The sequence below is a fragment of the Paraplanobispora siamensis genome, from assembly GCF_016863175.1.
Taxonomy (GTDB): domain Bacteria; phylum Actinomycetota; class Actinomycetes; order Streptosporangiales; family Streptosporangiaceae; genus Planobispora; species Planobispora siamensis.
Genome location: NZ_BOOJ01000017.1, coordinates 1 through 12,824, shown reverse-complemented (window position 1 = coordinate 12,824; position 12,824 = coordinate 1). Strand labels below are relative to the sequence as shown.

Genomic DNA, 12,824 nt, shown 5'->3' with positions numbered 1-12,824 from the left:
CATGGCAGTACGCCCGGGCGGAGGGCCCGGGCGTACCGAGGTGGGAAGGGAGCGGGTCAGCCGGTCGTGAGCCTGAGGCCGTAGACGCTCAGGATCTCGTTGACGGGCTGGTGGTACGTCGTGCCGCCGGTGGTGCAGTTGCCGGAACCGCCGGAGGTCACGCCCTGGGCCTGGCTGCCGGAGATGAACGAGCCGCCGGAGTCGCCGGGCTGGGCGCAGACCGTGGTGCGGGTGAGGCCGCTGACGGTGCCCTGCGGGTAGGTGACGCTGGCGTTGTGCTGCTGGACGGTGCCGCAGCGCCAGCCGGTGGTCGAGCCGGAGCGGCAGATGGAGGAGCCGACGACCGCCTGCGTGGAGCCGCGGACCGTCACCATGGCGCCTCCGGCGCCGCGCACCCACGGGCGGGGCGTGTGGCCGGGCGTGGCGACCCAGGCGTAGTCGTTACCGGGGAACGACGAGCCCTGGAAGGTGCCCGTCGGGTTGGTGGTCCTGGAGCCCGCCCGGCCGCAGTGCCCGGCGGTGACGAAGCCCGGCGTGGTGCCCCTGGTGACGGCGAAGCCGATGCTGCAGCGGCTGGAGCCGATGTAGTACGGCGAGCCGCCGATGATGTCCATGAACGGGGTCGGGCGCTCGGCGGTGGCCGAGACGGTGACCGCGTTCATGTCGACGCCGGCCGCCTTGGCGAGGGCCTCGGCGGCCTGGACCGTGGGCGCCTGGACGGCGACCTTGTTGGACGTGACGTCCACGTACCAGAGCGCGGCCTGGGCCTTGGCCCTGCGGGGGGCCTGGTCGAGCTGCGCCATGATGCCGTCGAGCTGGGCGAGCGTCCGCTCGACGACCACCGGCTGAGCGCCCTGCGACTCGATCTTGGGGGTCTCGGCCGGGTCGGTGGTGGCGACCACCAGCTTGGAGGCGTCCTGGTTCAGCCAGGCGCCGCCGTACGAGTCGGCGCTGAGCTCGCCGCTCAGTGCCGACTGGGCGGTGGCGGCGCGCTCCTCGTTGGCGAGCCGGGTCCTGGCCTGCTCCTCGGTGAGGCCGAGGTCGCGCTGCATGGCGTCGACCATCGCGGGCGGAGCGGGCGAGGGAGGGGCGGCCTGGGGGCCGGGGTCGGCGGCTGCGGGACTGAGGGGGGTGGCCAGGCAGGCGGCGAGGACGGCGGCGCCTACCAGCCCACAGCTCTTACTCAACATCTGCACTCCTTGTAAGGGGTTGAGGTCAAGCTAGCGGCTGGCAGAGAGCTCCGAAAGATGTGTCAAGAAAGCCATATCCCCGCGGTATGACCCCCGAAAGCGCACGCCCTTTCCCGCAATCAGGATGTTCTCTGAAGGTTCAGGGCCCTCAGGTCTCGCGCACCCCTCTTCAGGAGGGCGGCCGGGCGATCGTCACGGCCTTCAGCGGCTCCACCGGCCGCCCGCGAACCTCGGTCGTCATCACGCGGATCTCTCCGGGGCGGACGCCGATCTCCGCGATCCGCGCCCTCCGCTCGGCCTGGGCCGCCCTGGCCTGTTCCACACGGGCGAGCTGCTCCGCGGTCTTCCTCACCCGCTCCTTCGCTTCCCGCGCCCGTGCGCCCGCCCGCACAGCCCGATGACGAGCCGCCTGTACCCGTGCCCGAGCCTCCGCGATCCGCATCTCATGACTTTCGAAGCTCACTCTCCGATAATCACATGAGTACTCCTCGGAAACACCACATGGGGCCATCCCACTAAAATTCCTGAACTATAAAGACGTCCGGAATGTGGCGCGTCCGCTTCTGCAGAACCCGGCCCTCGCCGGTGAGGGCCACCGTCACGGAGCGCTCGTCGTCGGCGCGGCGGCGTACAGGTCGAAGCAGGGCATCGCGGCCAGCGGCCCGGAGCCGGCGGTCTCCCGCGGGACCTCCGCCACCTCCGCCACGGCTATCCGCTCGACGGCCACTACTGGGAGAAGCAGACGCATCGGCAGGTACGGTACGGCGCGCGTCGGCGAGGTCGCCTTCCTGGGCGCCCTGCAGCCCTTCCTGCTCAAGACCGGCGGCAATCCCGGCGGCGTGGACCAGTCGGTCTTCGACGGGATCCCGGCCGCGGTCGCCGGGTCCGGCCTCCCGGCGCTGATCGCGCACGGGACGGCCGACCGCATCCTGTCGATCGACGCCACCGCCCGTCCCTTCCACCGGCTGGTGCCCTCCGCCGCGTACGTCGAGATCGACGGCGCGCCGCACGGCCTGCTGTGGACGCACGCCGCCGAGGTGAACGAGGCCCTCCTGTCCTTCCTGAAGGGCTGCCCCCGAAGATCCGGCTGCGGTTGCCGGGGCGGGCGGCTTGATATCAGATGTGATGGGAAGCACATTCGCACTGATCGTTGAACGCCCACCGCGAGGTCCGGCTCGCAGAGCTGCGGCCTGCGGCGACGCAGGCGGGAGCAGAGGATGCCACTGCACGGTCCGGGCCCGGACGCGGTCGTCGCGCTGACGGCCGCCGGTGTGACGTTGCTGCTGGACGCGCGCGAGGGCCGGTTGCCCGCCGTCGTGCACTGGGGACGGGAGCTGCCCGGGCTGGACGCCGCGCAGGCGGCGGCCCTCGTCACGGCGACCGTGCCGGTGGTGGGATCCAACAACCCCGACCCGGTGCCGCGCCTGGCCCTCGTGCCCGAGCACCACACCGGATGGTGCGGGCGGCCGGGCCTGCGCGGCTCGTTCGCGGGGGTCACCTGGTCCCCGGCGTTCGCCACCCGCGAGATCTCCCTGGACGGCGCCCGCGTTTCGGGCTTCGTCTCCTCGGGCCCCGGGACCGTGGAGGTCATCGCCGCCGACGACACGAACCGGCTGGACCTGGGCCTGACGATCGAACTGCTCCCCTCGGGGCTGGTGCGCAGCCGGGCGACGGTGTTCAACGCCGGCCACGAGGTCTACCAGCTGGAGGACCTCGTGCTGGCCTATCCCGTCCCGGCGGAGGCGGCCGAGCTGCTCGACTTCGGCGGCCGGCACAACCTGGAGCGGGTGCCCCGGCGCGGCCCGTTCCCCCTCGGCGCGCACGTCCGTGAGAACCGCAGGGGCCGTACCGGCGCCGACAGCGCGTACGTCCTGCACGCCGGAACCGCCGGCTTCGGCTTCGCCCACGGCGAGGTCTGGGCCGTGCACACCGCCTGGAGCGGCAACCACACCCACTACGCCGAGCGGGTGCACACCGGGGAGCGGCTGATCGGCGGCGGGGAGCTGCTGCTGCCCGGCGAGGTGCGGCTGGCGCGCGCCGAGGCCTACCGGAGCCCGTGGGTCTACGGGTCGTACGGCACCGGCCTGGACGAGGTCGCGCACCGCTTCCACCGGCACCTGCGCGCCCGCGACCCTCAGGTATCCGCCGACCGGCCGGTGACCCTGAACGTCTGGGAGGCGGTCTACTTCGACCACGACGAGGGGCGCCTGCTCGACCTCGCCGAGCGCGCGGCCGCCATCGGCGTCGAGCGATACGTGCTCGACGACGGCTGGTTCGGCTCACGCCGCGACGACCGCTCGGGACTGGGCGACTGGGTGGTCGCCCCCGACGTCTGGCCGAAGGGCCTGCGCCCGTTGATCGATCGGGTCCGCGGACTGGGCATGCAGTTCGGTCTGTGGTTCGAGCCGGAGATGGTCAACCCCGACTCCGACCTCGCCCGCGCGCATCCTGAATGGATCATGGCGGCCCGGGCCGAGTGGCCGGTGGAGTCCCGGCACCAGCAGGTCCTCAACCTGGGCATCCCCGGGGCCTACGAGCACGTGAAGGCGCAGATCCTCGCGATCCTCGGGGAATACCCGATCGACTACGTCAAGTGGGACCACAACCGCGACCTCGTCGAGGCCGGCACGCAGAGCGACGGAGGGCGGCCCGGCGTGCACGCGCAGACCCGGGCGGTCTACCGGCTGCTGGACGAGATCCGGGCCGCGCACCCCGGTCTGGAGATCGAGTCGTGCTCCTCCGGCGGGGGCCGCGTCGACCTGGGCGTGCTCGAACGCACCGACCGGGTGTGGGTCTCGGACAACATCGACCCGCACGACCGGCAGGGCATGCTGCGCTGGACCGCCCAGCTCATCCCTCCGGAGTTCATGGGCTCGCACATCGCCTCGGGCCGCTCCCACACCACCGGCCGCCGGCACGATCTCCAGTTCCGCGCCGCCACCGCGGTCTTCGGGCACCTCGGGATCGAGTGGGACCTGGCCAGGGCGACCGACGAGGAGCTCGCCGAGCTCCGCACGTGGATCGCGTTCTTCAAGGAACGGCGCGACCTGCTGCTCGGCGGCGACCTGGTCCGGATGGACGGCACCGAGGAGGGCGTCCTGGTGCACGGCGTCGTCGCCCCGGACCGCTCCCGCGCCCTCATCGCGATGGTCGTGCTGGACAGCCCGTATCCGGACCCGCCCGCCCGGCTGCGCTTCCGCGGCCTCGATCCGGCCCGCCGCTACCGGGTCCGGCCCGTGCCGGTCGGCACGCCGCCCGCCGGGCTGCGGCCTCCGCGCTGGTGGGGCCCGGCCTGGGAGGGCGAGATCCTCAGCGGCGCGGCCCTCGCGCACGTGGGGGTGGCGTGCCCGAGGATGTGCCCGGACCAGGCGATGCTGTACCGCGCCGACGCGACTGAGTGAGTCCGTCCCCCGATTTCCCCCTTCCCGGCAACCTTCCTGCGCATCGGAGGCGTACTACGGGTGGCCGTCGGGGTCGAGGAGGGGTGGATGGCGGATCGATCGGCGTACGACGCGTTCGTCGCGGCGCACTGGCAGCGGCTGCTCCGCACCGCCTACCTGCTCACCCGCGACTGGGCCGCGGCCGAGGACCTGGTGCAGACGGCGCTGATGAAGGTGTGGCAGGCCTGGTCCCGCGTGGGAGAGGAACCCGAGGCGTACGTCCGGAAGATCATCGTCAACGTCCACCTCTCGTGGTGGCGGCGGCGCTGGCGGCAGAGAGAGATCAGCACCGGATCGCCTCCCGACCGGGGAGGCACGGAGGACTCGACCGGCCGGATCGACGAGCGCGAGGTCGTCTGGCAGGCGCTCGGGCGGTTGCCCGCCCGGCAGCGGGCCGTGGTGGTCCTGCGGTTCTTCGAGGACATGACCGAACTCCAGACCGCCGAGACGCTGGGCTGCAGCGTCGGGACGGTCAAGAGCCAGACCAGCAAGGCGCTGGCCAGGCTGCGGATCGACGACTCGTTCGCGTCCACGCCCACCGGGAGGGGGAGGACCCATGCCCATCAGCCGGAGTGACCTTCACGACCTGCTGGAGGAGCGCAGCCGCCCGGCGGGCGAGCACCCCGTCCCGTGGGAGTCCCTGCGCTCCCGCATCCGGGCCGCCCGGCGCCGCCGCGTCACCGCCGCGGTCGTGGCCGTCGCCCTCGCCGTCACGGCCGCCGTCTCGGGGGGCCTCCTGCTGCGGCACGATCCCGGCGACGAGGTTCAGATCGTCACTCCCCTGCCGGACGAGCCGCCCGGCGACACCCGGCTCCCGGCCCGGTTCACCCAGTCCGACGGAACGGTCTACCGGAGGGCGGCCACGGCGAAGATCGACTTCCCCCGGGAGAGGTCGGTGACGTTCGAGGTGGAGCTGCACGGCAGGCCCTTGGCCCTCGTGGTGGACTGCCCGGGGACGCGGGCGGGGAACCCCTTCCCGGTCGTCACCGTCCGAGTCCCGGGCACGGCCAAGCCCTTCACCATGTTCCCCGGCATCTCCGCCGTCCCCATGTGCGGGGTCGCGAGCCCGGTGAACGTGATGCCCCTTCCCGCCGATGCCCGCCGGGCGACGTTCGTCATCAAGATGAACGTCATGGAAGGTACGGAATCGGCGAAGGGGCGGCTACGTCCGGGAGCGTGGCGGTTCGGCGTCTACGAATGGGCACCCCACACCCCGATGAGAGCCTCCGCACCCGCTCCGGAACCGCCTATGACGTTCGGAACGGGGGACGAGCGGTTCGAGCTGGTCGACAGCAGGACCGTCACCTGGCCCGCCTCCAGGGAGGCGACGCTCACTTTCCCGAACCCCGGGCGACCGCTGGCGATCGTGACCTCCTGCGGGGGCGATCTCTCCGGCGGGGTCGTCAAGGAGGTCGGCGTCGGCGCCCGCACACTCCGGGGGAGCTGCCTCAGGCCCCAGGAACGCGTGGGCGGATACACGTACTTCCCCTCTCCCAAGGGCACCGGACGGGTGACGGTCCGGGTCCGCCTGCGCGCGATCATCACCGAGTACCTGCGGCGCCCGGGCACCCTGACCGTCGCCGTCTACGCGCAGCGCCGGGGATGACGGGCCCGCGGGGTGAGGGCCGGCGGGGGCCCGTCACCCCGCGGCCCGATAACCCCTGTCCCACGAGGGCGCCCGGTGCGTAGAATCACGGGCATGACATGGCGACATTGATGAACCTCTAGAGGTCGACGCGGGACGCGATGCCGCGGACCACCCGGGATGCCAGCCACCCGGAGTCCGAATCGTCCCCACGGAAAGACCTCATGATCATTTCATCTTCACGTGCGCCCGGAGCGCGTGCGAAGCGGCTGGCCGCCACTCTCTACGCCTACGTCTTCCTTGACGACCTCATCCTTCTCTATCCGGTGTACGCGCTGCTGTTCGCCGACACCGGCCTGTCCGTCTCCGAGATCTCCTCGCTGTTCGTCCTCTGGGCCCTCACCGGGATCGTCCTGGAGGTGCCCTCCGGCGTGTGGGCCGACGCGGTCTCGCGGCGGCTGCTGCTGGCGGTCGCCCCGCTGCTGGGCGCGGCCGGGTTCGCCCTGTGGGCCTTCGCTCCCTCCTACTGGGCCTTCGCCCTGGGGTTCGTCCTGTGGGGTGCGCGCGGGTCGCTGGTCTCGGGCGCGTTCGAGGCGCTCGCCTACGAGGAACTCGACCGCCTGGGCGCGGCCGGGCGCTACGCGCGGATCCTGGGCCGCACCGAGACGGCCAGCCTGATCGCGGTCGGGGTGGCCACCGCGGCGGCGGGGCCGGTGTTCGCCTTCGGCGGCTACCCGGCGCTGGGCGTGGCGAGCGTGGTCGCCTGCCTGCTGTGCGCGGCCGTCGCCCTGGCCCTGCCCGAGCACCGCTCGGCGGACGGTCCGGACGAGGACGACGACCCGCGCGGGTACGTCGCGATCCTGCGCTCCGGCCTCGCCGAGGCCCGCGGCGACCGGTCCGTACGGCGGGCGCTGCTGCTCGTCCCCGCGGTGGCGGCCGTCTGGGGCGCCCTGGAGGAGTACGTCGCCCTGCTCGTGCAGGAGACCGGCGTCCCCGACCGGGACGTGCCCGTGTGGGTGCTGCTCGTCTGGGCGGGCATGACGGCCGGCGGCCTGCTGGCCGGGGCCGGGCGGCGCCTGACCGCCAAGGCGCTGGCGGCGGTCATCGCGCTGGCCGCCCTGATCCTGGGCGGCGGCGCCCTCTCCGGCCGTCCGGAGGGCCTCTTCCTGGTGGCCGCGGCGTTCTGCGCCTTCCAGATGCTGACCGTGGTGGCCGACGCGCGGCTGCAGGAGCGCATCACCGGGCCGAGCCGGGCCACGGTGACCTCGCTGGCCAACCTGGGCACGGACCTGACGACGGTCCTCGCCTACGGCCTGTACGCCGTCGTCTCGGAGTTCGCCGGGCACGGCACGGTCTTCGCCGTGCTCAGCGCGCCGTACCTCCTGGTCGCCCTCGCGGTGGCCCACGACGCGCGCACGCGGCGGAGCGGGGAGGTGGACGGACCGGCGCTGTCACGCGAGTGACGGGCCTTCTCACGGCCGGACAAAACATGTCCTGAGGACCATCACGCGCGGACGGTTCATCCACCCGCCCGCGTGCCAGAATGGATCTTCCCCAGATCCCCGTGCGGACGGGTTCTCCAGCATGAACGATCTCCAAGGGAAAGATCCGTACCAGGTGCTCGGCGTCCGGCCCGATGTCACGCCCGAGGAGCTGAAGCATGCCTACCGGCGCCTGGCCCGCCGTTACCACCCGGACAAGAACCCCCAGGGCCAGGCGCTCTTCACCGAGATAGCCGACGCGTACGGCCTGCTGTCGGATCCGGAGCGGAGATCCCGCTACGACCGGGAGCGGGCCGGGCGGGCTCCGGAGGCGGCGCCTCCGGAGCCCATGTCCCGGGCGGGGGCCTCCGCGGCCGGATCCGGGGAGCCGGGCCGGGCCGAACGCCACCGGGTGCGGCCGGAGACCCCGGAGGACCGGCTCGAACGGCTCTACGGCCCGCGCCCGACGGCCTGGACGGCGGTCAAACTCGCGTTCTATCTGCCCGCGGGCGCCTTCGCCGCCGTGCTGGTCAGCGCGTTCGCCACCGTCTCCCAGGGGGACGCGGCCCGCGACGTCGGCCGGTGGGCGGCCCTGCTGCTCTGGCTGGCCCTGTGGAGCTTCCTGGCCGCCGCCAAACTCAAACTGTGGATGCTCCACCGCCGCGCGGCCCGTTCCGGGCGTTTCTGAGGCCGTAAGGCCGCGTTCCGGAAGAGCGGCACGATCTTCTCCGTCCGTGAAGGTTTCTCATTCTTGGCCCCGCCTCGCCGACGACGCCCCTGACCTTGGCAAAGTTATTTAAGATAAGTCCACGAAACCTGCGCGCAGAGCTGACAAGTGAGTCAAAATTTCCTTACTGGAAAAAGTTCACAACCCACGAGGTTGGGCCGGATGAAGAAAATGTTGCCGCGCATGACCGCGGAGTCGCTGCCCGAGAGACTCGACAACCTGCCCGTGGACCCCAAGGAATTCCTGCAACTGGTGGCCATCGACTTCGTCGGGACCTACCACGTCTATCTGGCCGCCAAAGACGAGCGCATCAAGATGACGCGGCTGTCCATGACGATGCTCGGCGCGCCCTTCGTCGCCGCGATCGCCCTCGCCAGCGCGAAGGTGATCAATCCCGTCTCCCTCACCTCGTGGGACGACGCCCCGCGCTACCTGTTCGCGACGGTCCTCGGCTTCGGCCTGCTGAGCGTGCTGCCGTTCCTGCGGCTGATCGAGGCGGTGAACGCGCACATGCGCACCGCACGCGCGCTCAACAACTTCCGGCTGCTCTACGTGGTCCAGCTCAAGGACCACTTCTCCGCCCTGAGCTGGTCCCCGAACCTGCCGGTGGACCCGCGCTATCCGGAGACCTACGCGCCGCTCGCCTGGCCGGGGATCAACGTGATGATGCTGTCCCTCGTCAACAGCTCCTACATCGCGGTCGGCGTCCTCGGCCTGCTGGGCGCCAGTCCCGATCCGGCGGTGCTCGTGGTGCTCATCGGCCTGCTCTCGGCGATCCACTACTCCGTCTACTACGTGCGGGCCAACGTCTCGCGCCAGCGCCGGCTTCCCAAGAACCCCTTCCATTTCCCGAACGTGGAGACTTGATGGCAGACCTCCTCCGATTCACGTCCTGTGGGGAGACCTGGATTTGGCTGATGAATCATGTGAGGAACAACGGCCGACCGGCCGACGACGACCGGGGTCCGATCATCGAGGCCCCCGCGGTGCTGTTCGAGATCGCCGAACTGGGCTGGGACGACCCGGTCCTGGCGGCCCACGCCGACAGCGTCAAGATCCCTCTGTACGCCAGCAAGTTCAGCGAGCCGGCGGTCGTCCCGCCGTTCAAGTACAGCTACGGCGGCCGGCTGCGCCAGCTGCTCGGCGTGGACCAGCTGCGCTGGGTCACCGACATGCTGCGCGCCAAGCCGTACAGCAAGAGCGGCTGGATCTCGCTGACCGTGCCCGGCGAGCGGCCCGACGCGGTGCCGTGCCTGACCGCCCTCGCCTTCCGGCTCCGTGAGGAGCGGCTGACGATGACCGCGACATTCCGCTCGCAGAACGCCTTCACCTGCTATCTCAACTACGTGCCTCTGCGTAGTATCCAGAGCGAGGTCGCGGAGGATCTCAGGGTGGGCTGTGGGTCAATGAGGGTCTTCGTCGACGTCCCGCACATCTACACGGCGGATGTGGCGACGGTCGAGGAGATCCTCCGGCTGTCGGAGCGCGATGAGCTCGGCGAGGGAGAGTCGCTACCGGGTCCTGCTGGTCGATCTGGACGGGACCGTGGTCGACTACGCCCGGACCGAGAACGGCGCGCTTCGTGAGACCCACCGGCGCTTCTTCCGCACCGGCCTGAGCGCGTTCCTGCGCGACTTCCACGCGGCCAACGAGCCGCTGTGGGCCGACTACCGCGAGCGCCGGATCGGCCTGGCCGAGCTGCGGCTGGAGCGCTGGGCCCGGCTGGGCGCGGGCCCCCGGGTGGCGGCGGCCTTCGAGGAGGCCCTCGGCCGCAACGCGGTGCTCTTCCCCGAGGCGCGCGAGGCGCTGCGGCGGCTGGCGCGCCGCTCCCGGCTGGCGCTGGTGACCGACGGCATCGCCCGGGTCCAGCGGGCCAAGCTCCGCCGTACGCGCATCGAGAGGTTCTTCGAGCACGTGGTGATCGCCCCGGAGGTGGGCCTGCGCAAGCCCGACGGGGCGCTGCTGCACCACACCCTGTCGCTGCTGGAGGCCAAACCCGACGACGCCCTGATGGTCGGCGACTCCCCGGTGGGGGACGGCGGCTGCGCGCAGGAGGCCGGGGTGCGCTTCTGCTGGGTCAACCGCACCGGCGCCGTCCCCGTCCCGGGAGTCCCGGTCCACCGGACCGTCGGGAACCTCGCGGTCCTCTGACACGGCCCGCCCGGCCTTCCGGAACGTCTGGGAGGATCAGGCGGTCGCCTCGGCCGCGGCCCGGCCCGCCGCGCGGCCGGAGAACAGGCAGCCGCCCAGGAAGGTTCCCTCCAGCGACCGGTAGCCGTGCACGCCTCCCCCGCCGAAGCCCGCCACCTCCCCGGCGGCGTACAGGCCCGGCAGCGGGGCACCGGAGGCGTCCAGCACCCGCGAGGACAGGTCGGTGTGCAGCCCGCCCAGGGTCTTGCGGGTCAGGATGTGCAGGCGCACCGCGATCAGCGGCCCGGCCTTCGGGTCGAGCAGCCGGTGCGGTACGGCGGTGCGGATCAGCCGGTCGCCCCGGTAGGCCCGGGCGCTGCGCAACGCCGCGATCTGCAGGTCCTTGGTGAAGGGGTTGGCCATCTCCCGGTCGCGGCCCACGACCTCGCGTGCCACGACGTCGAAGTCCAGCAGGTCCTCGCCGGTGACCTCGTTCATCTTCGCCACCAGGTCGCGCAGCCTCGGGGCCACCACGAAGTCGGCCCCGTGGCGCTTGAAGGCCTCCACCGGGCCGGGGGCGCCGGGCCGTACCCGCTGCAGGACCTGGCGGACGTCCCTGCCGGTCAGGTCGGGGTTCTGCTCGGAGCCGGAGAGCGCGAACTCCTTCTCGATGATCTTCTGGGTGAGCACGAACCAGGTGTGCTCGTACCCGGTGGACATGATGTGCTTGAGCGTCCCCAGGGTGTCGAAGCCGGGGAAGAGCGGCACGGGCAGGCGGTTGCCCCGCGCGTCCAGCCACAGCGAGGAGGGACCGGGCAGGATGCGGATGCCGTGGTTGTCCCAGATCGGGTTCCAGTTGGTGATGCCCTCGGTGTAGTGCCACATCCGGTCGCGGTTGATCACGGACCCGCCGGCCTTCTCGGTGATCGCCAGCATCCGGCCGTCGACGTGCGCGGGCACCCCCGACAGCATGTGCCGGGGCGGCTCGCCGAGGCGGGCGGGCCAGTTCGCCCGGACCAGGTCGTGGTTGCCGCCGATCCCGCCGGAGGTCACGATCACCGCCTGCGCGCGGAGCTCGAAGTCCCCGGCCGCGACCCGGGAGCTGGGCCGTCCGCGCTCGGCGTCGCTGGGCTCCAGGATCGTGCCGCGCACGCCCTGCACCGCGCCGTCGGAGACGATGATGTCGTCGACCTGGTGGCGGAAGCGCAGCGAGACCAGCCCGCGCCCGGCCGCCGCACGCACCCGCCGGGCGAACGGCTCCACCAGTCCCGGGCCGGTGCCCCAGGTGATGTGGAAGCGCGGCACGGAGTTGCCGTGCCCGTTGGCGGTGTAGCCGCCGCGCTCGGCCCAGCCCACGACGGGGAAGAACCGCACGCCCATGCCGTACAGCCAGGCCCGCTTCTCCCCGGCGGCGAAGTGGAGGTAGGCCTCGGCCCACCGGCGCGGCCAGGCGTCCTCGGGGCGGTCGAAGCCGGCGGTCCCCATCCAGTCCTGGTGGGCCAGCTCCAGTGAGTCGCGGATGCCCATCCGCCGCTGTTCGGGCGAGTCCACCAGGAACAGCCCGCCGAAGGACCAGAACGCCTGCCCGCCCAGCGACGCCTCGGGCTCCTGGTCCAGCAGGATCACCCGGCGGCCCGCGTCGGCGAGCTCGGCGGTGGCCACCAGACCGGCCAGGCCGGCGCCGACCACGATGACGTCCGCGTCCATGTTCCCCATCCTCACCCGTGATCCGTACCCGCGCCGGATGCGACACCCGCACCTGCCGCCAGGGTGGTCACCGCCGCCCGCCGCGGTCAATCGGACTCGTCGCGACTGTGCAGCGTTCTTGTCATCCGGTGAGCAATCCCGAGGGGGGTCGTGGACGCCGGGCGGGCCCCGCTGCGATGATCCCGGCGAGGCTCCGGCCCGCGGAGGACCACCGGGCCCCGCGGAGGACCGCGAGGCGTCACGGCCGGCGCCGCCGGATCGCCCCGCCCGCATCCGCCGCCGACCACCAGGAAGCCCGATGTCCCGCAAGAACGTCCTCGCCGTGATCGCCCCCCACGTCGGCGGCCGGCGGACCGGTGCCGCGCTCAGCGCCGTCTTCCCCCAGTCCGCCCGGGTCACCGTGGTGGAGTCCACCGACGAGGACCCCCGGGCGCTGAGCGAGGCCCACGTCATCCTCACCGCCATCGCCCCGGTCACCGCCGCGCACGTCGAGGCCGCGCGGGACCTGGAACTGATCCAGTGCACCAGCCACGGCTACGAGCACGTCGACGTGGCGGCGGCCCG

The 12,824-nt window shown here is 72.1% G+C and carries 13 protein-coding genes; 10 read left to right on the top strand and 3 right to left on the bottom strand.

The features are described 5' to 3' along the window. Positions 1-56 precede the first annotated feature (56 nt). Entirely contained in the window at positions 57-1,190 is a 1,134-nt protein-coding gene (locus Psi01_RS08840; protein ID WP_204063461.1) for a S1 family peptidase, read from the bottom strand. A gap of 169 nt (positions 1,191-1,359) precedes the next feature. Then, positions 1,360-1,542 carry a hypothetical protein gene (locus tag Psi01_RS08835; RefSeq protein ID WP_204063460.1) on the bottom strand — a complete coding sequence of 61 codons (183 nt, stop codon included), beginning with the start codon at positions 1,540-1,542 and terminating at the stop codon, positions 1,360-1,362. A gap of 196 nt (positions 1,543-1,738) precedes the next feature. Between Psi01_RS08835 and Psi01_RS44530 the strand changes: the two genes are divergently transcribed. The 9 genes from Psi01_RS44530 to Psi01_RS08790 all read left to right on the top strand — a co-directional run bounded on the left by Psi01_RS44530 (position 1,739) and on the right by Psi01_RS08790 (position 10,574). After that, entirely contained in the window at positions 1,739-2,344 is a 606-nt protein-coding gene (locus Psi01_RS44530) for an alpha/beta fold hydrolase (RefSeq protein ID WP_204063459.1), read from the top strand. A 63-nt stretch (positions 2,345-2,407) separates the two neighbouring features. Continuing rightward, the gene (locus Psi01_RS08825; RefSeq protein ID WP_204063458.1) at positions 2,408-4,591 is read left to right on the top strand and encodes an alpha-galactosidase; all 2,184 of its coding nucleotides are present in this window, start codon (positions 2,408-2,410) and stop codon (positions 4,589-4,591) included. Positions 4,592-4,678: 87 nt separating this feature from the next. Further along, positions 4,679-5,206, top strand: a complete 528-nt coding sequence (locus Psi01_RS08820; protein WP_204063457.1) for a SigE family RNA polymerase sigma factor — start codon at positions 4,679-4,681, stop codon at positions 5,204-5,206. Then, positions 5,187-6,236 carry a hypothetical protein gene (locus Psi01_RS08815; RefSeq protein WP_204063456.1) on the top strand — a complete coding sequence of 350 codons (1,050 nt, stop codon included), beginning with the start codon at positions 5,187-5,189 and terminating at the stop codon, positions 6,234-6,236. The genes Psi01_RS08820 and Psi01_RS08815 overlap by 20 nt, the downstream gene beginning before the upstream one ends. Positions 6,237-6,439: 203 nt before the next feature. After that, complete coding sequence (locus tag Psi01_RS08810; protein ID WP_204063455.1) at positions 6,440-7,678, top strand: MFS transporter; 1,239 nt, start codon at positions 6,440-6,442, stop codon at positions 7,676-7,678. Between the two features lie 121 nt (positions 7,679-7,799). Further along, positions 7,800-8,384, top strand: a complete 585-nt coding sequence (locus Psi01_RS08805) for a J domain-containing protein (protein WP_204063454.1) — start codon at positions 7,800-7,802, stop codon at positions 8,382-8,384. Between the two features lie 201 nt (positions 8,385-8,585). Further along, positions 8,586-9,290, top strand: coding sequence for a hypothetical protein (locus Psi01_RS08800; protein WP_204063453.1), 705 nt, complete (start codon positions 8,586-8,588; stop codon positions 9,288-9,290). A 59-nt stretch (positions 9,291-9,349) separates the two neighbouring features. Continuing rightward, a complete protein-coding gene (locus Psi01_RS08795) occupies positions 9,350-10,009 on the top strand; it encodes a thymidylate synthase (protein ID WP_204063452.1) in 660 nt (219 codons plus the stop codon). Continuing rightward, a complete protein-coding gene (locus tag Psi01_RS08790; RefSeq protein ID WP_204063451.1) occupies positions 9,969-10,574 on the top strand; it encodes an HAD-IA family hydrolase in 606 nt (201 codons plus the stop codon). Before Psi01_RS08795 ends, Psi01_RS08790 begins: the two co-directional genes overlap by 41 nt. 36 nt (positions 10,575-10,610) lie before the next feature. Here Psi01_RS08790 and Psi01_RS08785 read toward each other — a convergent pair whose 3' ends face one another. After that, positions 10,611-12,269, bottom strand: coding sequence for an FAD-binding dehydrogenase (locus tag Psi01_RS08785; protein WP_204063496.1), 1,659 nt, complete (start codon positions 12,267-12,269; stop codon positions 10,611-10,613). Between the two features lie 289 nt (positions 12,270-12,558). On the opposite strand from Psi01_RS08785, the gene Psi01_RS08780 reads away from it, so the two are divergent. Beyond that, the coding region (locus tag Psi01_RS08780) for a Rossmann-fold NAD(P)-binding domain-containing protein (protein ID WP_204063450.1) at positions 12,559-12,824 on the top strand (266 nt) is incomplete at its 3' end.

What these genes read in the sequence shown, in the direction of transcription:
- Psi01_RS08840 (WP_204063461.1), bottom strand. Translation starts at nt 1,190, where the DNA reads ATGTTGAGTAAGAGCTGTGGGCTGGTAGGCGCCGCCGTCCTCGCCGCC.
- Psi01_RS08825 (WP_204063458.1), top strand. Translation starts at nt 2,408, where the DNA reads ATGCCACTGCACGGTCCGGGCCCGGACGCGGTCGTCGCGCTGACGGCC.
- Psi01_RS08820 (WP_204063457.1), top strand. Translation starts at nt 4,679, where the DNA reads ATGGCGGATCGATCGGCGTACGACGCGTTCGTCGCGGCGCACTGGCAG.
- Psi01_RS08815 (WP_204063456.1), top strand. Translation starts at nt 5,187, where the DNA reads ATGCCCATCAGCCGGAGTGACCTTCACGACCTGCTGGAGGAGCGCAGC.
- Psi01_RS08810 (WP_204063455.1), top strand. Translation starts at nt 6,440, where the DNA reads ATGATCATTTCATCTTCACGTGCGCCCGGAGCGCGTGCGAAGCGGCTG.
- Psi01_RS08805 (WP_204063454.1), top strand. Translation starts at nt 7,800, where the DNA reads ATGAACGATCTCCAAGGGAAAGATCCGTACCAGGTGCTCGGCGTCCGG.
- Psi01_RS08800 (WP_204063453.1), top strand. Translation starts at nt 8,586, where the DNA reads ATGAAGAAAATGTTGCCGCGCATGACCGCGGAGTCGCTGCCCGAGAGA.
- Psi01_RS08785 (WP_204063496.1), bottom strand. Translation starts at nt 12,269, where the DNA reads ATGGGGAACATGGACGCGGACGTCATCGTGGTCGGCGCCGGCCTGGCC.